This window comes from Bradyrhizobium brasilense, from assembly GCF_029714345.1.
Lineage (GTDB): Bacteria > Pseudomonadota > Alphaproteobacteria > Rhizobiales > Xanthobacteraceae > Bradyrhizobium > Bradyrhizobium australafricanum.
Genome location: NZ_CP121669.1, coordinates 5258673 through 5283242 on the forward strand (window position 1 = coordinate 5258673; position 24570 = coordinate 5283242).

Below are 24570 nucleotides of genomic sequence, written 5' to 3' on the forward strand. Positions count from 1 at the left end.
GAACCGACAGCCGGCGTGCCCGCCAGCTCACTTTTTTGCGAGCATGCCGTCTGGCGCGGCTACCGAGATATTCCTTCTGGTCAGCGGCCAGCCAGACTGCACCCCGGCTCCGGCGCGATCTCACCGAGCGCGCGGACCTGCACAAGCTCGGAACCTTGTGTCTTGGCAATGAACATGTTCATCGCCGCGTGATGATCCTGGCCGAGCGTGACAGGGCCGGTCGGCGACGGAATGGCGAGGTCCGCCATCGCGTCGATGATCGCCTCCTTGTCGAGCTTGCCGGCCTTCTCGGCCGCCGCCTTGAGCGCGATCAGCGTGTTGTAATGCGTCATCACATAGTTCGACACCGCGACACCCGGCTCTGCGGCGGCGCGCGCCTTCGCCACGAACGCCTTGACGGCCGGATCCTCGCTCGCCGCGACCGCCGGCACCACTGTGACCATGTTCTGGCCCTTGCCGCGGAAGATGCCGAGGTCGACCTCGGACAGTCCGAGGAATGCCACGGTGATGTCCTTTAGCAATCCGGCCTCGTCGGCCTGCCGGATGAAATCCATCCCGTCGCCCTTCAGCGCGAACAACAGAACCTTGGCCTTGCTCGCCGCGACCTCCTTGATCAGCGGTGAAAAGTCGGTCTCCGTCCCCAGCGTGTATTTGGTCCCGACCACCTTGCCGCCGAGCTTCTCGATCAAGGGCTGCGCGATGTCGAACATCTGGTGCGGCCAGACCCGGTCGGCGCCGAGCAGGAAGTACGTGTTGCCGAAGGTCTGCGTCATGTAGGGCAGCAGCTGGCCGAGCTCCTGGTTCGGCACCGCGCCGAACGAAAACAGATAGCGGCTGCATTTGCCGCCCTCGTAATTGGTGGCGTAGAGCAACGGCGTCTTCGAGTTCTCGGCAAGCGGCACCAGCGCATTGAGGTTGCGCGAGGTGATCGGACCGACCACGGCCAGCACACCGTCCTTGTCGACCAGCGAACGCATGGCGTCAGCGGCCGCCTCCGGACGCGTCTTGTCGTCGGCAAAGATGATTTCGACCGGCCGGCCGAGAATGCCGCCGGCCGCGTTGATGTCCCTGGCGGCGAGATCGAGCCCAAGTTTCGCCTGCTGGCCATAAAGCTCGACCCCGCCGGAAAACGGCAGCACCGCGCCGACGCGGATCGGTTCGCCGGATTCCGCGGCGCGCGAAGGCTGCAGCACCGCGCCGCAGACTAGCAGCGCGAGCGTCGTGCAGATGATCGAGCGTGATGCCATGTACGTCGTCCCTTCAAGCTTGATACAACCATGCTTGATCGAGGTTATCGGCGTGGCACTGAAGAATTCGTCAAGCGCGCCCCCATTTGCGTCACATTCGAGGCTATGCTCACTCTGCGCGTCGAGACATTTCCGCGCGCCTTCTTCCCCAAGATTTCAGGCCTATCGGGCAACCCGCGTTCGCGGAGTGCTCGTTCATGCGGTGTGACGATTGATGAAAGGACTCCCTTGCAAAACCGCTTCGTCCTGATCTCCGGCTGCTCCGGCGGCGGAAAATCGACCTTGCTGGCCGAACTCTCTGCACGCGGCTATCCAGTCGTCGAAGAGCCCGGCCGCCGCATCATCGCCGATCAGCGCGCATCCGGCGGCACCGCGCTGCCCTGGGTCGATGCGGCGGCGTTCCTGCGGCGCGCCATCGATGTCGCGGTGAACGACATGACGGCGGCCCGTGCTCAATCCGGATGGGTGTTCTTCGATCGCGGCCTCATCGACGCGGCGTCGGCGCTGGAGGCATTGACGGGCGAGCCGGTGCTGCACCCGACCTGCTCCGTCCATCGCTACCACAGATGCGTGTTCATGACGCCGCCGTGGCCCGAGATTTACGTTACCGATTCGGAGCGGCGGCACGGCTTCGAAGCAGCCACGGCGGAGCATCGGCGGCTGATGGAGACGCTTCCAGCGCTCGGCTACGACGTGATCCACCTGCCGAAGACATCGCCCGCAGAGCGGGCCCATTTCGTGCTGGCGACGCTCAGCGGCGGCGTCCTACCTAAGGCCTGATCAGGCCGTCACTCCGCGGCCTCGCGATGCGAAACGCCCTGCTCGACATCGAGCTGCAAGATATCGTTGAAGCGATTGAATGCGCCGCACAGCGCGATCCGCCAGGTGAGCTCGACGATCTGCGGTTCCGAGAAGTGTTCTCGCAGGCGTGCGAAGACCTCGTCGCGGGTCTTGTTCCAGTTGTTGGTGACGGCGATCGCATACTCGACCACGAGCTTGTCGAGCGCATCGAGCTCGGGATGATCCTGATAGTCGAGCAGCCGTTCGGCGCCCGCTTCCGAAACTCCCTGGATCGCGAGCTTCGGCGCATGGTGCGACACGCAATAATCGCACTTGTTGAGCAGCGACACCGTTACCAGCGCGAGCTCAAGATGCCGCTTCGAGACCACCGCCTCGTCGGCGAGATCGACCAGCAGCGACCACATGTGCTTGAAGATCGGCGGGCGCTGCGCCATGACGCCGGCCTGGTTCTCGAACGCGCCATAGGTGGTCATCTTGTCCCACAGCGGCTTGAGCTCGCTCGGCAGGTCGTTCCTGGTCTTGATTGACACGCGTGACATGGATTGCCTCGGATCGGAAATTGAACCAATGCAGCCTGCCCCGCTTCGCCTGATACCGCAAGCGGCAGGACGGCATGGCAGGCGTCACGCTGGCCGCAACCCGCGGCACGGTCCAGCAAGCGGAGCAACTGTCGGCTCAGAACGACGCCCCGCCTCCGAACCGGAACTCCTGCACGATGTCGTATTTGCCCTTCGTGATCGGCACGGCGTAATCGAACCGCAGCGGGCCGAACGGCGAGGCCCAGATCAGGCCGACACCGACCGAGGTTCGCACCACGTTCCCATCGTCGTATTGAAGGCCGCATTTGCAAGCAGCCGTATTTACCTCGCCGGTTGCGGCCCACGACGTCGGGCCTTGATAGCCCCAAAGCGAGCCGGCGTCCGCATAGACAGCCCCCTTCAGCCCAACCTCGGAGGGCAGGAACCAGAACGGCATCTGCAGCTCCATCGACGCGCCCCAGTATTTGGTGCCGCCGAGCGCATCCCCGACTGCGCCAAGGCTCGCATAGGTGATGTCGCGCGGGCCGATGCCGTTGGTGGCAAAGCCACGCACCAGGTTCGGCCCCATCTGGAAATGATCCAGCATCCGCAGATCATTGTCGCCGACCTTGGTGAGCAGGCCGCCCTGCAGGTGGATCAGTCCGATCAGGTCGGACACCAGCGGCGTATAGTATTTCGCGTCGACCGCGCTCTTCAGATATGTCACGTCGCCGCCGACGCCGGCAAAGTCCTGCTTGAAGTCGATCAGCAGGCCATCGGTCGGGTTCTTGTTGTTGTCGAGAGTGTTGTAGCTCAGGGTGTAGCCGATCTGCGAGGTCCAGGTCGCCCCCGCGGCCAGTTCCTTGCGCACCGGCAAGGTGGATTCTCCGTCGCCGTAGCAGCCATATCCATACAGCCCGGACGAGACCGAGTTCGTGGGATCGACGCCGCCAAGCACACTCTGGATGTAGGCAGGCGTCGGATTGAACGCGAGCGACGGGTTGGACGGATTGTTGTTGCAGTTCGCGTAGGCGCTATCGAGCGAGATTTCCTGCTGATAGAGCGAGTATCGCAACTGGAGGGTCAGGTCTTCGCGTAGCGCCAGGCCGAGCCGCGGCGAGAACCCGATCGTCTTCACGCCATAGGTCGTGTAGTCGGTCGGCAATTGCTCCTTGTAATACGCATCGAGCCCGAGCGCGACGCGATAGTCGAGCAAATACGGCTCGACAAAGGACAGCGACAGGCCGCGCGAGTACTGGCCGTAGCTGACCGTTGCCTTGGCGAACAGGCCGCGGCCGAGCAGATTTCGCTCCGAGATGCTGACCTCGGCAAGCGCGCCGTCCGTCGTGGAATAACCGCCCGACACGGAGAAGTCGCCGGTCGACTTTTCCTCCAGGTTGACGATCAGAACGACGCGATCGCTCGTCGAGCCGGGCTCGGTGGTGATCTTGACGGTCTTGAAGTAGTCCAGATTCTTCAGCCGCCGCTCGGCGCGATCGACCAGCGCGCGGTTATACGCATCGCCCTCGGAGAGATCGAACTCGCGCCGGATCACGTAGTCCCGGGTGCGGCCGTTGCCGCGAATGTCGATCCGCTCGATATAGGTGCGCGGCCCCTCCTCCACGCGAAACATGATCCCCACCGTGCGGGCCTCGAAATTCCGTGCGCCGTCCGGACGGACCACCGCGAAGGCGTAACCGCGGCGTGACGCTTCGATCTGCATGTCCTCGACCGACTTCTCGACCGCCTCGACATTGTAGAGCGAGCCTTCGCTGACGCGCGACAATGAACGCAGCGTCGTCGGATCGAAGCCCGCAATGTTCGAGCGGAAACCGACCGTCGCAACGCGGTACTGCTGCCCCTCATCGATCTTGAACGTCACCTGAAAGCCCTTGCGCTCCGGATCATATTCGGCGAGTGCAGCCACGACCTGGACGTCTGCGTAGCCGTGCTTCAGATAGAAGCGGCGGATCAGGTCACGATCGGCCTCGACCCGGTCCGGGTCATAGATGTCGGCATTGCCGAGAAAGCTCAGGAAGTTCGTCTCATGGGTCTTGATCACGTCCTTCAGGCGCGCCGCCGAAAAACTGTTGTTGCCCATGAACTCGATGGTCTTGATGCCGGTCTTCGCTCCCTCGTCGACGGTGAAGACGAGATCGACGCGATTGTTCGAGCGTTCGATGATCTCCGGCGTGACGTGCACGTCGTAGCGGCCTGAGCGCCGATAAATCTCGGCGATCCGCAGTGCATCCGACTGCACCATCGGCCGCGACAGGGTGCCCCGCGGCTTGGACTGCATTTCGGCCGAGAGCTGCTCGTCCTTGATCTTCTTGTTGCCCTCGAACGCGACGCGGTCGATCACTGGATTCTCGATCACGGAAACGACGATCCTGCCGCCCGCCTGATTGATCTTGACGTCCTGGAACAACCCGGTCCCGACCAGCTCCTTGAGGGCGTCGTCGATGGCAGCTTGATCGAGATGGCCGCCGGGCCCCGGCCTGAAATAGGAGCGGATGGTCTCCGCCTCTACCCTCCGGTTGCCTTCGACCGTGATCGCATCAAGCGATTGGGCCGCCACCGGAGCCAACAATGGCCATATCACCGGCGTCCCCGGGATCGAAAAGCCCGACAGCACGATCGCCGCGACAAAGCCCCGCCACGTCTTCATTCCACACCTCGCGAACAACAAGCCCGTTGTGACGGGATGGTGATGGCTGCGGTGTGGCTGCAGGATTGCGGAATTATTTCCAGTGGTTTGGGACTGTTAGCGCGACGCGACGCCGCCGGCGTCGCGGATTGTTTCGGGCTGCGCGCGACGCTTACAGTTCAGAAACACTATGCTTACGAAAAGGCGCAATGCCGCCCACAAGCGACGCGTATGCTGGTCAATTGGTGGCTGAGCGCGCTGGAACGCGCGCCAATGACGTTATGATGAGGACCCAGTCGCTGACCATGCTTGCACACACTCCGAAGATCCTGGTCGTCGAGGACGATCTGCCGACCAGAGACTTGATCGCCCGCTACCTGCGCGACCAATCCTGCCTGGTGGCCACCGCCTCGAACGGCAGGGAAATGGATCGTTACCTTGCCGGGCATTCGCTCGATCTCGTCGTCCTCGATCTGATGCTGCCCGGGGAGGATGGACTGACCCTGTGTCGCCGCCTGCGCGGCGACTCGACGATCCCGATCATCATGCTCACGGCAAAGGGCGAAGACCTCGACCGGATCCTCGGGCTCGAGATGGGCGCGGATGATTATCTCGCCAAACCGTTCAATCCGCGCGAGTTGCTGGCGCGGATCAACGCGGTGCTGCGCCGCCAGGCCCAGGCCGGCCTTGCCGGGCGCTCGGGCCAGAGCGCCGCCCGCCTGCGCTTCCAGGACTGGACCATCGATCTTCGCCTGCGCGAATTGCGCGATCCCGACGGCGCCCAGGTCCCGTTGACCAGCGCGGAGTTCGACCTGCTACAGGTGTTCTGCGAGCGGCCCGGCCGGATCCTGACGCGGGATGGCCTCCTGACCATGACGCGCAGCCGGCCGGCCAGTCCGTTCGGGCGCAGCATCGACGTGCTGGTCAGCCGGCTTCGCCGCAAGCTCGATACGAGCGAAGGATCGTCGGTGATCCGGACGGTACGCACCGGCGGCTACATCTTCACACCGCATGTGGAGGACGCATGAGCTGGACCCGCAGGATTGCCGCGCTTTTCAGCTTCCACCGGATCAGTGGCCAGATCGCCGCGCTCATCCTGCTGTCGCTGGTGCTCATCCATGCGCTGATCGGGCTTTATTTCGTCAGCCAGAAGCCGAGATCGTTCGCGGACAGGCCGATCCATCAGTTCCAGCTGGTTGCCAAGCTTCTGGCCGAGGCCCCTGCGGCCGATCGCGCAACGCTGTTGCGCGCGGCCGATCGAGCCTTTCCTCGCCTGCACCTCACATTGCGCGACGCAGGTCCGGGCTCGTCTGACGGTGCTTCGTCAGAGCCGCCCGGCGTCGACGATATCGACGAGTTTTCCTCGAAGACCGCGCCGGCGGCGGCTCGGTTGCCGGACGGAGTCCTGTTCGAAGCGACGATCGGCCCGACGAAAATGCCGCCCTTCTTCGGCGGCTTCTGGGTCAGCACATTCCTGTTCCTGTTCGTCAGCGTCACCCTGCTCGGCGTGTGGGCCGGCCGCGCGCTCAGCGCGCCGCTCTCCGCGTTCGCCCGCGCCGCCGAGAATTTCAGCATCAGCCAGGCGGCCGCGCCGCTGCCGGAGACCGGCCCGGAGGAAATCCGCGCCGCAGCGGTCGCGCTCAATCGCATGCGCGAACGCATCACCACGTTGATGAATGACCGCACGCGGATGCTCGCCGCCATCAGTCACGACCTGCGAACGCCGATCACCCGGCTGCGGCTCAGGTCCGAATATATCGAAAACGATGCCCAGCGCGCGGAGACCCTGCATGACCTCGACCAGATGCAGGCCATGCTGGAGTCGGTGCTGTCATTCCTGAGCGGCGGCGGCGCGGCGAAGCCGACGCTTGTGAACGTCGCTGCCCTGCTGCAGACGATCTGCGAGCAATTCTCCGATTGCGGTCACGTCGTGCGCTACCAGGGCCCGGTCAGGGCTTCGCTCCTGATCCGCCCGAGCGAGATCAGCCGCACCGTGACCAACCTGGTGGAGAACGCCCTGAGGTTCGGTAGCGAAGTCGATATCCGGCTGACCGCGTCAGCCGATCAGGCCACCATCGATGTCTCGGACGACGGTCCGGGGATTCCAGAGCACCGCCGGGCCGAAATGCTGAAGCCGTTCGTCCGGGGCGACGAAGCCCGCACCATGGATGAGAAGAGCGGGTTCGGACTTGGCCTTTCGATCGCGCAGGCCATGGTGTGCGGACATGGCGGCGAGCTGTCGCTGCACGACAACACGCAGCACGGCCTTCTTGTCCGCATCAAATTGCCGGGGCCCGTGCACCTCGGATCGGATCGAAGCGGGACGAGCGCGTCGCGACCCGTACTTCCTGAGCTCGTGTCCGGCTAGAGCAAGATTCAGAATCGCTTGCCCCTGCCACCCGGCCGCTTTTGATCGGACCCGGACTGCTTCAGTTCGTCCGGCGTGACGCGGATACAGCGCGTTACAATTCGGCCCGCAGGATCAGCCCTTCTTCGGATCGGTGCGCGTGTTGCGCAGCAGATTGTCGCGCAGCCTCGCGACGGTCTTCTGCACGACGGGAAATTCGTCTCCGAGCCCGGTGGCTTCGACCAGGGACACATTGATGTCCTTGTCGAGCAGGCGCCGGCCCGCCGCCGTCAGGCTCACCCGAACCTGCCGCTCATCGGCGGGATCTCTGACGCGGCTGATATAGCCGCTCTGCTCGAGCTTCTTGAGGATCGGCGTCAGCGTGTTGGATTCCAGAAACAGCTTTTCGCCGAGCGCGCTGACGGTCTGCTCGTCCTCTTCCGACAGCGCCACCATGGCGATGTATTGGGTGTAGGTCAGGCCGACCGCATCCAGGATCGGCTTGTAGGCGCGGCCGAAGGCCAGATTGGCCGAATAGACCGCAAAGCACAGAAAATTCGAGAGTTTTCGGCCCTTGGTCTCGGCCTTGGAGGAGCGGGTCACGGACGTCTCCGGAGCTTGTGATGTCGCGGTCAATATAAATCGTATCCGATTAAATCGGAAGTGCTTGACACAATCAAGCCTCGGGCCTATTTCAGCACGTACACGATTAGATCGGACACGATCTATATTCATCCCAAAGGAGCTCGCCATGACCGCCAATGCAAAGGTTCTCGTCACTGGAAAGACCCACGTCACCGCCGGCCCGAACGGCGCCGCCCGCTCGCGCGACGGCTTCCTCGACGTCAAGCTGCCGCAGCCGCACCCCGCCGCGGAAAACCTGTTCGCGGCCGCCTGGTCGGCCTGCTACATCGGCGCGATCCAGCTCGCCGCCGGTCAGCGCAAGGTCAAGCTCGCGAGCGAGCCCGAAGTCGACGCCGAGATCGATCTGAACCAGGCCGGCAGCGCCTTCTTCCTGAGCGCCCGCCTCAACGTCCACGTCCCCGGCGTCGAGCGCGAGGTTGCGCAGGAGCTGATCGAAGCCGCGCACGGCATCTGCCCCTACTCCAAGGCGGTTCACGGCAACATCGATGTCACGACAACCCTCGTTTGAAACGAGCACATGACGATTTCCGACGCGCGCCGGCCGCTTGCCGGCTCGCGGTCGGGCAAGTCCAGAAGACTGGAGTTCAAGATGACCAGCAAGCTGATGAAGGCAACGCGCCTGCTCGCAAGGACGGCCTTATTCACCGCAAGCCTCCTGACCATACCGAGCGCACAGGCGCAGCAGCCGGCCGGCTTTGCGCGAACCGACCTGCAGCGCCACGACCTCAGCGTCGGCGGACGTGAAGCCGTGCAGGTGCGTGTCGACATCGCGCCGGGCAAGGCCTTCGGCCGCCATACACATCCGGGGGAAGAAATCATCTATGTGCTCGCCGGCACGCTCGAATACGACGTCGACGGCAGGCCGCCGGCAAGGCTGAAGGCCGGCGACGTGCTGTTCATTCCCGCCGGCACGGTCCATGCGGCGAGGAATGTCGGCGACGTCACCGCCAGCGAACTTGCGACTTACATCGTCGAGAAGGACAAGCCGCTGCTGACCCTCGTGAAGTGACCGGTACCGCCTGCCCGCCCCGGCGCCTGGGCAGGCACGGCGACATCGTGTTCACTTCGTGCCGTGAGCCTCGGCCTGCCGCACCGGCCGCGCATTGAAGATCAGGAAGCTGAGCGCGGCCATGATCCACACCCCGATGCCGCCATAGAGCATCACCCAGCCGAAGCCACTCGCCAGCGCCTGATGCACGACCGGGCCGGTCAGCTCCGGCGTCGATGCGACGTCGCCGGCCGCGATCCGCTCGGCGATTGCCCGAAGTTGCGCGCAGTCCAGCGCCGGCAGCACCGCCTTCAGATGCGCCAGCACGCCGCTTGCCAGGATGAAGCCCATCAGCGCGATGTTGACCGAAAGCGAAACCATCCGCGCGCTCATGTCGATGCCCGAGGCCATACCGGCGCGGTCGCTCGAGACCGAGCCGGTCGTCGTGTTGGTCACCGGCGTGTTGGTGATGCCGAGACCGATTCCGGCGAGCAGGCAGCCCGGCAGCATCGTCAACCAGTCCGGCTGCGCGGCGGCGATGCCGAACTTCATCAGCATGAATCCGGCGCCGATCGTGAACAGCCCGACCGGGATGATCAGGCCCGGCTGATAACGCAGCGACAGGCGCTCGGCGAAGGGCGGCATCACCAGCGTCGGCAGCGTGTAGGCCAACAAGGCAAGTCCCGCGGACACGCTGTCATAGCCGAGGCCGGCGTGGAACCAGATCGGCAGATAGATCATGAACGGCCAGTAGCTGAGGTTCATCGCGGCGGAGCCGACGATCGAACCGGAGAAAGCCGGAATCCGAAAGACAGAGAAGTCAAACATCGGTCGCCGGCTGATTCTCTCGGCTACAAGGAACGCTGCGAGGCTCGCTGCTGAGACGCCGAGAATCGCAAGCCCCTTCGAGCTGACGAAGCCGAGATCCGGCCCCTGCGTGATGTAGTAGGCGAGACAGAACACCGCGAGTGACATCGTCACGATACCGGCGACGTCGAGGCTGCTGGCCTTCGGGTCCTTCGATTCATGCACGCCGCCGATCGTGAGCACGAACGCCGCGGCCGCGAACAGCACGTGGACGAGGAACACCCACTGCCAGCTCAGCACCGCGACAACGGCGCCGCCGATGATCGGGCCGAAGCCGAGGCCGATGCCGAAGATGACGCCCCACCAGCCCCAGGCGACGGCGCGCACCCGGCCGCCCTGGAATTCGTGCGAGAGCACCGCGATCTGGCAGATCAAGAGCGCGCCGCCGCTCAGGCCCTGCAGGAACCGGGCGAAGATCAGCATTTCGACGCTCGAGGCAATGCCGCAGATCAGCGAGGTAATGCCGAACGCCGCGATCGCGACCAGGAAGATGCGCTTGCGTCCGTAGCGGTCCGCGACCGTCCCGATCGCCATCAGTACCGTGGTGACCGCGATGGTGTAGGCGTTCATGATCCATTGCAGCGCCTTGAAGTCGGCATGCAGCACCCGCTCCAGCGTCGGCAGGATCGCGGGGATGCTGGAAATCTCCAATCCGAACATCAGGCAGGCAAGACATACGGCAGACAGCACGACAGCGCCGCGGCGGCTCAGTTCAGTAGACATGATCAGGCCTTTTGTTGTGGCAAGCCAACGGACTACCGCACGCTGTTGCCAGGGTGCTGGCAGCAGCGTCGATCGATCGACTCACGATGTATTGAGGCAGCAGCGGCAGGAATCGGGTGGCCACGGCGCTTCACAACGCAAAGCTAGTCATGGCTTGAGCATTGGTGAATTGGATGACTAGATATTTCAGAGACAACAAATCCGGATGACTGACATGACCACGCTCGACGTCGACGCCGTGAAGACATTCGTGACCATCGCCGATCTCAAGAGCTTTACGCGCGCCGCCGAAACGCTCGGCACCACGCAGGGCGCGATCAGCGTCAAGTTGAAGCGGCTGGAAAGCCAGCTCGGCCACAGGCTGATCGAACGGACACCGCGCCTGGTGCGCCTGTCGGCGCAGGGCGCAGCTTTCCTCGCCCCCGCGCAGGAATTGCTCGCCGCGCATGATCGCGCCATCGCGGCGTTGTCGCCCATGCGCCCGCGTCGCTTCTCGCTCGGCATTGCCACCCATGTCGGAGGCGCGGAGGTTCCGACCTTGCTGGCGCGGCTGCATGCGCACGACCCGGCGCTCACCATCGAAGTCCGGCTCGAGGACTCCCGCGACCTGCTGAATGCCTTCGATCGCGGCGAGATCGATGCCGCCATCATCCGCCGCGAGGACGACCGCCGCGACGGCGAGATGCTGGCGACGGATCACTATGGCTGGTTCGCCACGCCGGACTTCGTCCATCGCGCGGGCGAGCCGCTGCGGCTCGCCGCCTCCTCGCCGTCCTGCGGCGTGCTCAACATCGCGACGCGCGCGCTGGCGGCGGCGAACATCCCGTGGACGGAAAGCTTCCTGGGCTGTGGGTCCTTTGCTGTCGCCGATGCGGTCGCCGCAGGCCTCGCTACGTCGGTATTCTCGCGCCGGCTCGCCCCGGCCGGGACGATCGAGGTCAGCCGGCGGCTCGGCCTGCCTGCCCTGCCGCCGTCCGAGATCATGCTGCTGTCGGCGCTGTCCGATGCAAAATCACGCGCGGTCCTGAAGACGATCGTTGGTGCCTTTCGCGAGCATCATCGGATGCCTGCGAATCGCGCGGCAGAGGACATCCGTATCGTCACGGAAGTTATCGGGTCCTGAACGATCTGCGCGCCGGCCGGCTAGTGTGCTGAATGCGAAGTTCGTGCGATTTCGCGGCAGCCACTTTCACGAACTTCGCATTCACAAAGCACACTAGAATCATAAGTTTGCTAGTGTCCTTATCGAATCCGAAGTTCGCTCCGAAGGTGCGGCAAATGATGCGAACTTCGGATTCGGGACACTAGCGGCGCGCGCTTCCGGCGTGCTTTCCCTCGAACAGCGCACGCTCCGAGGCGAGCGCCCTGGCGAGAAAATCGAGCGTCGCGCGGATGCGCGCCGTGCGCTTGAGATCGTCATGGGTCAATAGCCACAGCGCCGAGCGCGGCTCCGCCAGTGCTTTCGGCGTCAGGCGGCGCAGCGCGGGCGCGAGATCGCCGACATAGCAGGGCAGCAGGGCAAGCCCCAGTCCCGCCGCAGCAGCATCGCGCAGCGCCGGAAGCGCATCGACCCGGCAGGTGATCCGCGCCGAACGCACGTTCTCGCGCATCCAGCCCGCGATGACGGTCCCCGCCAGCGCATCGTCGAGCCCGATCCAGTCGTGCATCGACAGATCCCTGTCGATGCGGCGGGCGAGATAGGCGCGCGATCCGTAGACCGCATGGGCAATATCGGCAATGCGCCGTCCGACCAGCAGTTCGGATGGCGCCGGTGTCGGCCGGATCGCGATCTCCGCCTCGCGGCGCGTCAGGTTCGCCATCGCATTCGAGATGATGATCTCCGGCTGGATCTCCGGATGCGCGGCGCGCATCGCCGGCAGATGCCGCATCAGCACCGCGCCGAGCGTGTCCGTCGTCGTGATCCGCACCGGCCCCGACGGCCTGAGGTCCTGCCCCGCCAGCTTGCGCTCGAGCGCAAGCACCTCGTCCTCGAGCCGGGCTGCCGACGCCGCCGCGATCTCGCCGGCCGGTGTCGGCGCGTAGCCGTCGCGGAAGCGCTCGAACAGCCGCGTTCCGATCGCATCCTCGATCGTGCCGAGGCGGCGAAACACGGTGGAATGCGTGACGCCGAGCCGGCGCGCCGCCCCCGAGAGGCTGCCTTCCCGCGCGACCGCAAGGACCAGCCGAAGGTCGTTCCAGTCGAGGACACTGTGCATTTTTGCAAACTTACTTCGCATGGCTGGATAATATCTTATCACAAACGGACAGGCCATCTTCCCGGAGGTTCAACCGACGGACACCCCTCGTGAGGGCGCCGTCGATTGCCGAGAGGAGCTGGCAGGTGACGAGCGAGACCACCGAGACGTTGCGATTGCACGGCGCGCGGCCGGCGACGGTCGACCCGCGGCGATGGCTGGCGCTGCCGGTGCTGCTCACCGGCGCCTTCCTGCCAATCCTCGACTTCAACGTCGTCAACCTCGCACTGCCAGCCATTCGCGACGATCTCGGCGCCAGCCCGAGCGAGGTGCAGTTCGTGATCTCGGCCTATGCCGCGACCTACGCCGTCTTCCTGATCACCGGCGGCAGGCTCGGCGACCTCCTGGGGCGGCGGCGGATGTTCCTGGCCGGCGTCGCCGGCTTCACGATCGCATCCGTGCTGTGCGGCATCGCGTGGTCACCGGCCATGCTGGTCGCCGGACGGATCCTGCAGGGCCTCACCGCCACCGTGATGGCGCCGCAGGTGCTTGCCTCGATCCGCGTGCTGTTTCCGGCGGCCGAACAGGGCCGCGCGCTTGGCTTCTATGGCGCGACCTTCGGCCTTGCCAATATCTGCGGCCAGCTGCTGGGCGGCGTGCTCGTCTCGGCGCATCCGTTCGGACTGGCCTGGCAGGCGATCTTCCTGATCAACGTGCCGATCGGCCTCGCCGCCTTCGTCGGCGGCCTGCTGTTCTTGACCGACTCGCGCGCCGCGCACGCGCAGCGGCTCGACGTCGGCGGCGTCATCCTGCTGTCGCTCACGCTCGGCCTTCTGGTCTATCCGCTGATCGAGGGCCGGGAATCCGGCTGGCCTATCTGGATCGTCGCGATGCTGCTGGCCTCTCCGCTGATGCTCGCCGCTTTCGTCCGCTTCGAGGCGCGCCTCGAAGCCCGTGGCGGCGATCCGCTGGTCGCGCCGCATCTGCTGCGCAACAGCGATTTCGTGATCGGGCTGGTGATGGCGCTCGCCTTCTACATGCTGTCGTCGTTCTATTTGACCTTCGCGGTCTACCTGCAAAGTGGCCTGCACCAATCTCCGCTGGAAGCCGGCCTTGCCACCCTGCCGTTTGCCGCCGGCTTTTTCGTCAGCTCGCTGGCATCATCGCTGGTGATGCAATGGCTCGGTGCCCGCACGCTGCCGCTGGGCTTTGCGCTCCAGGTTGTCGGCTTCGGTGTCGTGATGCTGTCGGTCGGCGGTGCGCTTCCGCAAAGCCTCGAATTCGGTCTGATCTGCGGCGGGCTCGGCTTCGGCACCGTGATGCCCTCGGTGATCAAGGCCGTGATCGGCAGCATCGATCCGCGCCATGCCGGGCTGGCATCGGGCATGATGATCTCGACCTTCCAGATCGGCGCCGCACTCGGCGTCGCGATCATCGGCGGCGTCTTCTACAGCCTGCTCGGGCCGCATCCACAGGCCGACGACTACGCGCACGCCTTCACGATCGCGCTCGGCTGCAATGTCGCGCTACTGGCGCTCGGCGGCTGGCTGTCGCTGTGGCTGCCGCGCGAGCCGGCGGCGGGTTGAGATCGACACCGCCGACGCGGCTATTGCTTCGCGGCCGCGAGCGGCGGCGGAAACAGCAGCTTGAGCAGGATGGCGGCAAGCAGCGTCACCAGGGCGAGACCGGTGGAGAGATAGAGCGCGCTCGCATCGCCGAACCGGTCGATCATGATTGCATAGATCAGCGGCGCCGCCGCCGGCAGGATGAAGCTCGGGACAATGAGCCGGCCGACCAGCGTGCCATAGCTGCGATGATCGAACAGGATCAGCGGCAGCGTTCCCCTGGTGATGGTCAGAATGCCGTTGCAGGCGCCGTAGAGCAGCGCAAACGCGATCCCCATCTCCCGCGCTGATCCGCTGAACAGGCCGGCGATGAAGGAGAGCGGCATGATCAGGCAGGCCATCAGGTTGAGCGCGAGCGGATCGATCCGTCCGCCGAACATGACTTCGCAGAGACGCGCGGCGGATTGCCCGATTCCCCGCAGCGTTGCGATCCAGACCGCAACGGTGGCGGTGAGCCCGAGGCCGGTGAGCACCGCGATCATGTGCGCGGACATGCCGGCGTTCAGGAAGTTCGCGCCGGTCATGATCACGGCATAGAGCCCGCTCGCCGCCGCAAGCTGCCGCCGCCCCACCGCGCGCGGTTGCCTTGATGCCACCGCAGAGCCCGGCACGCCGGCAAATCGCTGGTTCGGAATCAGCAGATGCAGCGGGATCGCCAATAGCGCAATGCCGGCATAGGCCAGCACCGCGATGCGCCAGCCGAAATGGTCCGAGAGCGTATGGCCGAGCGGCCAGAACACGGTGGCGGCCAAGCCACCAAGCAAGGTGATTCCGGACATCGCACGGCGCGCCTCCGGCCCGCCGATCCGGGCCAGCGCCGCGAAGGCGGCATCGTACAGCGTCAGCCGCATGCCGAGGCCAAGAACGATCCAGGATGCGAAATAGCTGCCGATCTGGTGCGAGAGCGCGAGACCCGCGCAGCCGAGCGCGTTGATCACCGCCCCCGCGACCATGACCTGCCGGCCGCCGCTTTTGTCTACCCACCTGCCCGCAAGCGGCGACGTCACGCCCATCACCAAGAGCGCCGCGGCAAATCCGCCGTAGACGATGTCGCGGCTCCAGCCGAGATCCGCGGCGATCTGCTCGCCGAACCCGCCGATCAGATAGTAAGTCGCGCCCCACGAGATCAGTTGAGCCAGCCCGAGGGCAATCACGACCCGGCGTGCGATCACCGGGCCGTTTCCCTGTCTGACGGAAGCGTGGAAGCGCCCGGCCCCAGCGGCCGCTGCATCAGCACGGTGTCGACCCATTGCCCGAGCTTGAAGCCCACCGACCTCAGCGTCCCCACCATCTCGAAGCCCATGCGACGGTGCAGCGCGATCGATCCGGCGTTGCCGCTGTTACCGATCACGGCGATCATTTGCCGCCAGGGTCCCGCCTCCGACCGTTCGATCAGCGCACGCAGCAGCGCCGCGCCGACGCGGCGGCCACGCAGGGCTTCCGACACGTAGACCGAGTCTTCAATGGTGTTGCGATAGGCCGGCCGTGGCCGGTACGCCGTCGCGTAGGAGTAGCCGGCCACCCGTCCGTCGATATCGGCCACGAGATACGGCAGCCCCGCGGCCAGCACGGCGGCACGGCGCCCGAGCATCTCGTCGAGTGTCGGTGGCACTTCCTCGAAGGTCGCCAGCCCGTTGAGCACGTGGTTCGCGTAGATGCGCTGCACCTCCGCCATGTCGACCTCTGTGGCGTCGCGGATCACGGTGTCTTCGTTGTCTCTCATCCTTGCCTCGTCTAGCGGCATCATGCCTGTGCTTCGACTGCGCGTCGGTGCACGCTGCGGGCACCACGGGCTCATCTCGACATCGCTGCGCGACAGTCCGACATCCGCCGGCAGGCGATCATCGAGCTCGCGCAGCGCCTGCCGGCGGCGGATGCGCGAATGCGGCGAGACCGCAAGATAGCGCCCCAGCTCGACGATGACACCGCCAATGGACTTAAGGGCGGACAATGCCTGCTCCCGGTCTGCCGAAGCCGTCGCTTGCCGGACTATGCGCCCCGGCGTTATATAAGTGAAGCTTTGACAGCTTATGCGCAGCATAAGAGATACTTTGATGAAGAACCTCAACCTCGATTATCTCGAAAGCTTCGCTGTCGTGATCGACTGCGGCAGCTTCTCGGCGGCGGCCGAGCGGTTGCAACTCACGCAGCCCGCGGTGAGTCTGCAGGTGCGCCAGCTCGAGCGCAGCCTGAATGCGACCTTGATCGAGCGGGTCGGACGCAAGGCCAGACCGACCGCAGCCGGCGTCGCGCTGCTCTCCCATGCGCATCAGATCAATGCGGCGGTGGCGTCGGCGGTCGACGCCGTTGCACAGCAGACGACGGGAACGGCAGGCCGCGTGCGGCTCGGCACCGGTGCGACCGCCTGCATCTTCCTGCTGCCGCCGATCCTGAAGGAGCTGCGCGCCGCGCTGCCCTCGCTGGAGATCACGGTCACGACCGGCAACACCGCGGAGATCGCAAGGGCGGTCGAGGAAAACACCATCGACATCGCGCTTGTCACGCTGCCGGTGTCGGGACGCAGCTTCGAGATCACGCCGGTCATGAACGACGAGTTCGTGCTGATCGCGCCCCGCGACATGCAACTGCCGGCGCGGATCACGCCGGAGGTGCTGGCGACCAGGCCGGTGCTGCTGTTCGAGCCGGGCGGCAACACCAGGCGCACCGCGGACGAGTGGCTGGCCCGCGGCGGCGTGTCCTTGAAGCCGTTGATGTCGCTCGGCAGCGTCGAGGCGATCAAGGAGATGGTGCGCGCCGGGCTGGGCTGTGCGGTGCTGCCCGGCATGGCCGTCCCCGCCAGGACCAAGCAGCGCGACCTGGTCGTCCGGTCGCTGTCACCAAAGCTCTACCGCCGGCTCGCGGTGGTGATCCGCCGCGACAAGCGCCTCGATCGCGGGCTGCGGCAGACCTTGTCGGCGCTGAAGGCACTCTCGGCCAAGGACAATGGCCGCTAGAGCGTCGAGCGAGGCGGACGCCGGTCCGCGTCAAGAAAGCAGGCAAGACAAGAAGCGGGAGCTTCGGTTCTGATCCAATCAAAACCGAAGCCCTCGGAAGCACGCCGCGCGTTCTCCCCGTTCTACCCCTTACGTCGCCTTGCGCTCCTGCTCCGCGATCTTGCGGAACGCGGCCTCGCCGGCATCGGTCACCGCCGCCCATTTTGCGTTCGGCGTGGCCTCGGCGTCGTAATTGTCGTGCCAGTTCCACCATTTGTAGGTCGGGCTCTGCGGATAACCCTTCGGCGAGTCCTCCCAGAGCTCCTGGCGGCCGAGCGGCGTGATGTCGAGATAGCTCCACACCGTACCCATCGCCTCGTCGCCGCGGCTGTTGACGAAATAGGTGCGGAAGATCCGCTCGCCGTCGCGGATGAAGACGTTGTGGCCGTGCCACTCGGCAACGCCGAAGTCGGTGTCAAAACTGTCGGTGATCGTGTACCACGGCATGTCCCACTCCATCCGCGCCTTCAGCCGCGCGATGTCGGCCTGCGGCGCGCGCGAGGCGTAAGCCAGCGTGGTGTCGCGCTGGTTCAGATGGGAGAGGTGACTGACCTGATCGGCGCCGAGCGAACAGCCGCGGCAGCCATGGTCCGGCCAGCCGAACACGCCGGGCTCGAAGAAGGCGCGGTAGATGATCAGCTGCCGGCGGCCCTCGAACAGGTCGAGCAGGCTCGCCTTTCCGTTCGGTCCTTCGAAGACATACGGCTTCTCGACCGCCATCCAGGGCATCCGCCGCCGCTCCGCCGCAAGCGCGTCGCGTGCCCGCACCTGGGCCTTTTCCTTCACCAGCATCTCCAGGCGCGCCGCCTCCCACGCCTCCCGTGACACCACCGGCGGCGTCTGCATCGCTGCCAGTCCGCCACGATCGTTTTCAGCTGATTTATTCATGATGGTCTCTCCATCTCCGATTTGGACGAACTCCGCTCCCCGAGCGCGGTTCCAGCGCCGGCGGCCGTTCGTCATTGGCCATGCCGCAATCTGGCTCGGCAGTGCTGGCGAGCGGGAGTGACAAGTGTGTCGGGATTTTTCGCGCAGGTGGTCAGACCGCATCACCATATTTGTGATATGCTTGCACTTTGCAATTAACTATGCGAACCTCGCCGGCATGAAGCAAACCGCTGCCCCCGCGTCCGATGATGGTCTCAAGCTAAGCGCCTGGCTGCCTTACCGCCTGTTCCTGGTCGCGGCGCAGGTCGCCCGCCCGCTCGAGCGCTTCTACGGCGAGACGTTCGGATTGAGCCAGGCGGGCTGGCGCATCCTCGCCGTCATCGCCGAACGCGACGCGGCCAACGCCTCCGAGATCGGCCGCGCCTGCGCGCTCGATCCGTTCGCGGTCAGCCGCGGCATCGGCCAGCTCACAGAGCTCGGCTTCGCGGTGCGACGCTCCGGCAAGTCCGACCGGCGCTTTGCCGCCGTCAGCATCACCCGCAGCGGCCGGGCCGCGTTCAACCGGATCGCCGCACTCGGCAGCGCGATCGAGGCGCGGCTGCTGGCGCGGCTGTCGGAGAGCGAACGCGCCACGCTCGATTCCGCCCTCACCCGGCTTGAGGGAGAAAGCGCGCGGATCGACGCCGACGGCTGGCGCGCACTGCGCGATGACGCCGGCGCGCCATGACGGCCCTGCTGTTCGCAGTGACCGCGCTGCTCTGGGGCGGCGGCGCGCTGGCAACGGCAATGCAGGCCGGCGTGACGCCCGCGCCGTGGTCGGTCGCGCTGCGCATGGTGCTCGCGGGCGTCATCCTGCTCGGCTACGGACGGCTGCGCGGCGTGACGCTCTCGATCCCGCGCAAGGACCGGCCGGCGGTCGCGTTGCAGGGGCTGCTGTTCTTCGCCATTGCCTTCATCGCCTTCTATGAGGCGACCGCACGGATGCCGAGCGGGCTTGCCGCACTCGTGCTGTCGACATCGTCGCTGTTCGCGGCCGTGATCGCGCGTGCCGTGCTCGGTGTGCCGATCTCTTCCGGATTCGTGTGGGGCGCGCTGTGCGGCATCCTCGGACTGGCGATCATCTTCCTGCCTGGCGCCGCCGCGCACGGCGCCGCGCCGGTTGCGGGATTCGCCTGGGCGCTCACCGCGGCCATCGCAACCGGCGCGGGAACGACGGTCGGTGCACGCAACCAGCGCGCCGGACTGCCTGTCGTCTCCGTGCTCGGCTGGGGTGCGTTCGTCGGCGCGGCGGCGAGCGCGCTGTGGGCCGTCGCGACGGGCACGCCGTTTGCAGCCGACATCTCGCCCTCCTACGTGGCGAGCTTCCTCTATCTCGCGATCGCCGCGTCCTGCATCACCTTCATGCTCTATTTCGAACTGGTGCGCCGGCTCGGTCCCGGCCGCGCGGCCTATACGCTCGCATTGGTGCCGCTCGTCGCGCTCGTGCTGTCCGCGCTGTTCGAGCACCTTGCGCTGGGCTGGCCGGTGCTCGCCGGCGCCGCCGCGATCCTTGCCGGCAACGTGCTGGTGCTGGCGCGCGCTTGACCGGCTCGTCGGCGCACAGCAAGAGGCATGCGGCAAGTTGTCCCGCACCGGCGATCGCCGGCCAGTCAACCTCTTATTTCCCGATCGCATTAATCGGACGTTGTCCGGCTCGCATATAAAGAAGCAACCCGGGACGACGAGGCGGCTTCGCAGGGTTACCCGATCGTGAATTCCATCCGCAGAATCGGCAACACCGAGTACTTCGCAATCCAGGTCGACGGCCAGGATGACTGGATCATGCGTCCTGCCCTCGGCCAGCGGCCCGCGCGGAATGCCGGGCTGCTGCCGGATGGCATCGCCTGGTTCTTCAACACCGACGCGGGATTCATCTTCTATGATCTCGCGCGTCGCCAACTCGTCGATCGGCTGCAAACGCCCTGGGCGCGCGGCCACGACGGAAAGGACGCGCGCGACGATTATCTGAGTTACGGATTTCTCCAGAGCAAGGATGGCCGGTTCGTCTATCTCCTGCTTTATCACGCCGCGAACGCGACTGACCTGCATGTCATCGACCTCGAGCGCAGGGCGATCGTCCGCTCGGTTCTGGACATGCCGAGCGGCAACTCGCTGTGCCCGCTGGTTCTGGACCAGGCTGGCCGGATTCTGGTTTCGGCGTTCCGGCACGACAATGGAATTATCGCGCTGCTGCTGCGCATCGATCCGCAGACAGGCGCTTACGATGTGTCGAGCTGCGAGGGATCGCGTGCCAGATCGTTTCTGATCCGCTCGAGCCCGTGCGGCCGCTATTGGCTGCGCGCCGACAATTCCCGGCTCCCCATGATTACCGAGGAGAGCTCGCTCGTCTCCCGGTTGCTGGGTAGGGACACCACGGCGCAGCGGGAGTATTTCAGCTTTGCCGTCGAGATCTGGCAGGCGTTTCCGCTGCGGCGGCTGCACTCCGTCGCGCCGATGTGGATGCAGGCGGAAGGGTTGCCCGACACGACCCAGCTCGACCTCGACAGGCGGAAGCAGGGATTGCCGCCTCGGCGAGGCGAGATCTACCGCAAGGTGTCGCAGTTGCTCGATCGCGAGGCCACGCTGACGACCAACCAGATCAACGCGAAATCGCATCCCGATCTGTGGCCGGATCCGAACGGCCACTACGCCAATGTCAGCAGCAATCTCCGCGACTTCGAACTCTCCGAGCGCGACGTGATCGGCTGGCAAGGCGATAGCCAGGCTTTCTGGTTGAAGCGGCATGACTTCGTCGCCTGCGTCGGTGTGGACGGGACGGTTTCGCCCAAGATCATGCTGGAGCGGTTCGGGATGGACGACCGTCCTTGGCTGGCGCGCGCCCGCGGCTGGTCGAAGACGACGCCCCTGCCCGACCGTCGCCTCGATATGCGGTTCACGGAGGGGATGGTGACGGTCTCCGGCGCGCCGGGCGATCCGGTACACCGCGTCCGGGCGGTGCCCGTAACCGAGGATCATTTCAGGACCGCGCCACCCGAGCCGCAAGACGAGGACAGGGATGCCGCACTCGCCAAGAAGGCCGAGACGCTCGCCAAGCGGTTCAGCACCTACACCGTCGATCTCGCCTCGATGAGCGAGCCCGATTGTATCGCGGCCGTCGATGCGCTCACGGCGCAGATCGGCCCCGATATCAACGAGCGCCCTCACGACAACCACCTGCAGGCAGTGTTCCGTTGCGATGGCAAGCGGCTCAACGAGAAGAAGTTCTTCTCGCATGTTGCGAAGCACTGCCCCGGCGCCGCACCTGCGATCCGAAGGCTGATCGACGCGGTATGCACGCACATCGGACCGAATGCCAACGCCTGGTACGATCCTTACGGAGACGAGATTCCGACCGCGCTGTTCGGCTACGCCGCGTGGTGCCTCGCGCGCCTGGACAAAGCGAGCAACGATGTCCTGCTGCGCTACTACGGGCTGGTCGATACCGACCACGAGAACTTCTTTTTCGAGAAGATCGCTCCGTTGATGCTGGAGAACGCAGGCGATGCGAGTGCTCGCCTGGAGCTCGCGGAACAATTCTATTTCGGCGATCTCGGCAATGCCATCGATCACTCGGCGCTCTGGCGAATGGCGAAGATGGCCGAGCATGCGGCGAGCCTGATGACGGCGCAGCAGTACGCGGCGCGATTGCTGGCGCGCGCAGCCGCGACCTCCGCCGCGCGATCGAAGTCGGAGTTCGGGTATTATTGTTTCGACAATCTCGCGCGGTTCCTGACGGATCCTTCGCGATGGGAAACAGAGCTGCTGCAAGAACTTCGGCAAGCGGCGAGCGATCTCGCGCCCCGGTAGCGCCACGGCAGATGAAAATATCGCGCCGGCATGTCACATTCGCGGTTCCTCGTTCGTCATGATGTCGTCAACCAACCCAGGGAAACCGACCATGACTGTCAGACTTGATCCGCTCGCCGCCGCCCCCAAGATCATGAAGATCTGGTTCGACGCGTCGGTCACGATCTCCTCCAGCCTCGAGCCGAAGCTCGCCGAGCTCGTGAAGATCCGCGCCTCGGAGATCAACGGCTGCGCCAATTGCATCAACTTGCACACGACATTCGCCCGCGATGAGGGTGAGACCGAGCAGCGCATCTACCTGCTGTCGGCCTGGCGCGAAGCGCCCTGCTACACCGATCGCGAGCGCGCCGCGCTCGGCTGGACCGAAGCCCTGACGCGGATCTGCGAGCAGCATACCCATGTCGCGGCCTACGAGACGCTGAAGGCGCATTTCACGCCGGAGGAGCAGGTCAAGGTGACCTTGCTGATCAACATCATCAACGGCTGGAACCGGATCGCGGTCGGCTTTGGCGGCTTCGTCGATCCGCACGTGATCAAGGCCAGGATGGCCGCGGCGTGACCGCGGAAACGGCACGAGACGACGCAGCGGCTGACTTCGCGCCGCTGCGTCCCGGGCTGATGCGCGTCGCCTATCGCATGGCCTCTGCACTAGGCGACAAGGCTCCATTCGGTCCGGATCGCCGGCCGATTGACGCGGCGACGATCTCTGACTAAAGTCAGATATATGCTCGACCCCGTGTCCCGCGTCCGTCGCTTCAACCGTGCCGTGACCTCCGCCGTCGGCGCGCTCGACACCTCGTTCCTCGGGCGCGGCCGGCCGCTCGGCGCGGCGCGCGTGCTGAACGCGATCGGGCATGGCCGCGCCGATGTCGGCGAGATCAGGGATTATCTCGGGCTCGATTCCGGCCTGATGAGCCGCCTGCTGCGCAGCCTCGAAGACGAGGGACTGATCGAGACCACGGCGCATGGCGACGATGCGCGCCGCCGCATCGCACGGCTGACGGCGGCGGGGAGGCGCGAGTTCAACGCCTATGAGGCGATCTCCAACCGGCAGGCCAAGGACTTTCTCGCCCACCACAGCCAACGCGAGGCGCTGCTGGCGGCGATGGACCTGATCGCCTCGGCGCTCGGCCGCGACGGCACCGCCCTCGATGAGATGGACCCGCGCGGCGACGAGGCACGCTACTGCCTCGGCGAATATTACACCGAGCTGGCGCGGCGGTTCGAGAAAGGCTTTGACGTCAAGCTGTCGCGCGACCCCGAGGCCAAGGATATGGTGCGGCCGCGCGGCAGCTTCATCGTGGCCATGTCGGACGGGCTGCCGATCGGCTGCGTCGGGCTGAAGGGCAGCGGCGCCGAGTTCGCCGAGATCAAGCGGCTCTGGGTCGCACCCGGCGCGCGTGGCCTCGGCCTTGGCCGCCGCCTGATGGACGCCGCCGAGAAGGCCGCACGCGAGCTCGGCATCGCGGTGCTGCGGCTCGACACCAACAGCGCGCTGCCGGAAGCCGGCCAGCTCTATCGCAGGACGGGCTGGACCGAGATCCCGCGCTTCAACGACGACCCCTACCCCGACCTGTTCTTCGAAAAGCATCTTTGAACGGCGCGCCGCGCACCGCGCCCGCATCGGCATGTTGTCCGGCGCGATGCGCTGGCCTAAGACACGGGCATGACCATTCGCCCCATCGTGCGCTATCCCGATCCGCGGCTTGCACTGCCGGCCGAGCCGGTGACCATGTTCGACGAGGCGCTGCGCGAACTGGCGCAGGACCTGCTCGAGACCATGCATGCGGCGCCGGGCATCGGCATCACCGCACCGCATATCGGTGTGTCCCTGCGCGTCGTGGTGCTCGAGCTCAATGCCCGCGAGGGGCCGCGGACCTATGTCAATCCGGAGATCATCCGGACCTCGCCCGAGATGATCCTGCACAAGGAGGGCAGCGTCTCGATGCCCGGGGTCAATGACGAGGTCGAGCGCCACGCCCGCGTCCGCATCCGCTATCAGGATCTCGATGGCAACATGCAGACCGAAGAGTCCGACGGCCTGCGCGCGGTGTGCCATCAGCACGAGATCGATCAGCTCGACGGCATGTTCTGGATCAGGCGGCTGTCCCGCCTGAAGCGGGAGCGCCTGATCAAGCGCTTCGACAAAATCTCGCGGACGTGATCGTAGCCCCGCATGAGCGAAGCGACATGCGGGACAAGCCGCGATCAGCAGACGGAAAGGCCCCGGATATCGCTGC

Annotated in this window: 24 protein-coding genes; 15 read left to right on the forward strand and 9 right to left on the reverse strand. The window is 65.5% G+C overall.

Annotated features, from left to right (window positions below; genetic code table 11):
* Window positions 1-80: 80 nt before the first annotated feature.
* On the reverse strand, window positions 81-1247 hold the full coding sequence (locus QA635_RS24860) for a substrate-binding protein (protein WP_283061892.1): 1167 nt from the start codon (window positions 1245-1247) through the stop codon (window positions 81-83).
* 228 nt (window positions 1248-1475) lie between these two features.
* On the opposite strand from QA635_RS24860, the gene QA635_RS24865 reads away from it, so the two are divergent.
* Window positions 1476-2027, forward strand: a complete 552-nt coding sequence (locus tag QA635_RS24865) for an AAA family ATPase (RefSeq protein ID WP_283071793.1) — start codon at window positions 1476-1478, stop codon at window positions 2025-2027.
* Window positions 2028-2035: 8 nt separating this feature from the next.
* On the opposite strand, the gene QA635_RS24870 is transcribed toward QA635_RS24865, so the two are convergent.
* Window positions 2036-2587: a carboxymuconolactone decarboxylase family protein gene (locus QA635_RS24870; protein ID WP_283061893.1), complete on the reverse strand. Its 552-nt coding sequence runs from the start codon at window positions 2585-2587 to the stop codon at window positions 2036-2038.
* A gap of 136 nt (window positions 2588-2723) precedes the next feature.
* A complete protein-coding gene (gene bamA / locus QA635_RS24875) occupies window positions 2724-5234 on the reverse strand; it encodes an outer membrane protein assembly factor BamA (protein WP_283061894.1) in 2511 nt (836 codons plus the stop codon).
* 42 nt (window positions 5235-5276) lie between these two features.
* Between bamA and QA635_RS24880 the strand changes: the two genes are divergently transcribed.
* The 3 genes from QA635_RS24880 to QA635_RS24890 are packed head-to-tail and all read left to right on the forward strand — an operon-like array spanning window position 5277 to window position 7581.
* On the forward strand, window positions 5277-5498 hold the full coding sequence (locus QA635_RS24880) for a hypothetical protein (RefSeq protein WP_283061895.1): 222 nt from the start codon (window positions 5277-5279) through the stop codon (window positions 5496-5498).
* A 20-nt stretch (window positions 5499-5518) separates the two neighbouring features.
* Window positions 5519-6241 carry a response regulator gene (locus QA635_RS24885; protein ID WP_229159687.1) on the forward strand — a complete coding sequence of 241 codons (723 nt, stop codon included), beginning with the start codon at window positions 5519-5521 and terminating at the stop codon, window positions 6239-6241.
* On the forward strand, window positions 6238-7581 hold the full coding sequence (locus tag QA635_RS24890; RefSeq protein ID WP_283061896.1) for an ATP-binding protein: 1344 nt from the start codon (window positions 6238-6240) through the stop codon (window positions 7579-7581). The genes QA635_RS24885 and QA635_RS24890 overlap by 4 nt, the downstream gene beginning before the upstream one ends.
* A gap of 114 nt (window positions 7582-7695) precedes the next feature.
* Here QA635_RS24890 and QA635_RS24895 read toward each other — a convergent pair whose 3' ends face one another.
* On the reverse strand, window positions 7696-8163 hold the full coding sequence (locus QA635_RS24895; RefSeq protein ID WP_283061897.1) for a MarR family winged helix-turn-helix transcriptional regulator: 468 nt from the start codon (window positions 8161-8163) through the stop codon (window positions 7696-7698).
* Between the two features lie 148 nt (window positions 8164-8311).
* On the opposite strand from QA635_RS24895, the gene QA635_RS24900 reads away from it, so the two are divergent.
* Both QA635_RS24900 and QA635_RS24905 read left to right on the forward strand, forming a co-directional pair.
* Window positions 8312-8713: an Ohr family peroxiredoxin gene (locus QA635_RS24900; protein WP_057019809.1), complete on the forward strand. Its 402-nt coding sequence runs from the start codon at window positions 8312-8314 to the stop codon at window positions 8711-8713.
* 96 nt (window positions 8714-8809) lie between these two features.
* Window positions 8810-9214, forward strand: a complete 405-nt coding sequence (locus QA635_RS24905) for a cupin domain-containing protein (protein WP_283071794.1) — start codon at window positions 8810-8812, stop codon at window positions 9212-9214.
* A gap of 51 nt (window positions 9215-9265) precedes the next feature.
* Here QA635_RS24905 and QA635_RS24910 read toward each other — a convergent pair whose 3' ends face one another.
* Window positions 9266-10783 carry an MFS transporter gene (locus QA635_RS24910; protein ID WP_283061898.1) on the reverse strand — a complete coding sequence of 506 codons (1518 nt, stop codon included), beginning with the start codon at window positions 10781-10783 and terminating at the stop codon, window positions 9266-9268.
* A 214-nt stretch (window positions 10784-10997) separates the two neighbouring features.
* On the opposite strand from QA635_RS24910, the gene QA635_RS24915 reads away from it, so the two are divergent.
* The gene (locus QA635_RS24915; protein WP_283061899.1) at window positions 10998-11906 is read left to right on the forward strand and encodes a LysR family transcriptional regulator; all 909 of its coding nucleotides are present in this window, start codon (window positions 10998-11000) and stop codon (window positions 11904-11906) included.
* A gap of 181 nt (window positions 11907-12087) precedes the next feature.
* On the opposite strand, the gene QA635_RS24920 is transcribed toward QA635_RS24915, so the two are convergent.
* Entirely contained in the window at window positions 12088-12999 is a 912-nt protein-coding gene (locus QA635_RS24920; protein ID WP_283061900.1) for a LysR family transcriptional regulator, read from the reverse strand.
* A gap of 125 nt (window positions 13000-13124) precedes the next feature.
* Here QA635_RS24920 and QA635_RS24925 point away from each other — a divergent pair, with 125 nt between their 5' ends.
* Window positions 13125-14564: an MFS transporter gene (locus tag QA635_RS24925; RefSeq protein WP_283061901.1), complete on the forward strand. Its 1440-nt coding sequence runs from the start codon at window positions 13125-13127 to the stop codon at window positions 14562-14564.
* A 20-nt stretch (window positions 14565-14584) separates the two neighbouring features.
* On the opposite strand, the gene QA635_RS24930 is transcribed toward QA635_RS24925, so the two are convergent.
* Together QA635_RS24930 and QA635_RS24935 are read right to left on the reverse strand one after the other, a co-directional pair.
* Window positions 14585-15775 carry an MFS transporter gene (locus tag QA635_RS24930; protein WP_283061902.1) on the reverse strand — a complete coding sequence of 397 codons (1191 nt, stop codon included), beginning with the start codon at window positions 15773-15775 and terminating at the stop codon, window positions 14585-14587.
* Window positions 15772-16554, reverse strand: coding sequence for a GNAT family N-acetyltransferase (locus QA635_RS24935; protein WP_283061903.1), 783 nt, complete (start codon window positions 16552-16554; stop codon window positions 15772-15774). The genes QA635_RS24930 and QA635_RS24935 overlap by 4 nt, the downstream gene beginning before the upstream one ends.
* Window positions 16555-16657: 103 nt before the next feature.
* On the opposite strand from QA635_RS24935, the gene QA635_RS24940 reads away from it, so the two are divergent.
* Complete coding sequence (locus QA635_RS24940; protein WP_229159697.1) at window positions 16658-17557, forward strand: LysR family transcriptional regulator; 900 nt, start codon at window positions 16658-16660, stop codon at window positions 17555-17557.
* A 129-nt stretch (window positions 17558-17686) separates the two neighbouring features.
* Here the strand turns inward: QA635_RS24940 and QA635_RS24945 are convergent, their stop codons facing one another.
* Window positions 17687-18484, reverse strand: a complete 798-nt coding sequence (locus tag QA635_RS24945) for a DUF899 domain-containing protein (protein ID WP_283061904.1) — start codon at window positions 18482-18484, stop codon at window positions 17687-17689.
* Window positions 18485-18701: 217 nt separating this feature from the next.
* Between QA635_RS24945 and QA635_RS24950 the strand changes: the two genes are divergently transcribed.
* The 6 genes from QA635_RS24950 to QA635_RS24975 all read left to right on the forward strand — a co-directional run bounded on the left by QA635_RS24950 (window position 18702) and on the right by QA635_RS24975 (window position 24494).
* Entirely contained in the window at window positions 18702-19211 is a 510-nt protein-coding gene (locus QA635_RS24950) for a MarR family winged helix-turn-helix transcriptional regulator (RefSeq protein ID WP_225159149.1), read from the forward strand.
* The gene (locus QA635_RS24955; RefSeq protein ID WP_283061905.1) at window positions 19208-20068 is read left to right on the forward strand and encodes a DMT family transporter; all 861 of its coding nucleotides are present in this window, start codon (window positions 19208-19210) and stop codon (window positions 20066-20068) included. The genes QA635_RS24950 and QA635_RS24955 overlap by 4 nt, the downstream gene beginning before the upstream one ends.
* Window positions 20069-20233: 165 nt before the next feature.
* Entirely contained in the window at window positions 20234-22330 is a 2097-nt protein-coding gene (locus QA635_RS24960; RefSeq protein ID WP_283061906.1) for a YncE family protein, read from the forward strand.
* A gap of 91 nt (window positions 22331-22421) precedes the next feature.
* Window positions 22422-22889 (forward strand): carboxymuconolactone decarboxylase family protein, encoded by a 468-nt coding sequence (locus tag QA635_RS24965; RefSeq protein ID WP_283061907.1) that lies wholly within the window; start codon window positions 22422-22424, stop codon window positions 22887-22889.
* 165 nt (window positions 22890-23054) lie between these two features.
* Window positions 23055-23927: a bifunctional helix-turn-helix transcriptional regulator/GNAT family N-acetyltransferase gene (locus QA635_RS24970; RefSeq protein WP_283061908.1), complete on the forward strand. Its 873-nt coding sequence runs from the start codon at window positions 23055-23057 to the stop codon at window positions 23925-23927.
* A gap of 69 nt (window positions 23928-23996) precedes the next feature.
* Window positions 23997-24494, forward strand: coding sequence for a peptide deformylase (locus tag QA635_RS24975; protein ID WP_283061909.1), 498 nt, complete (start codon window positions 23997-23999; stop codon window positions 24492-24494).
* The last annotated feature ends 76 nt before the right edge of the window (window positions 24495-24570 follow it).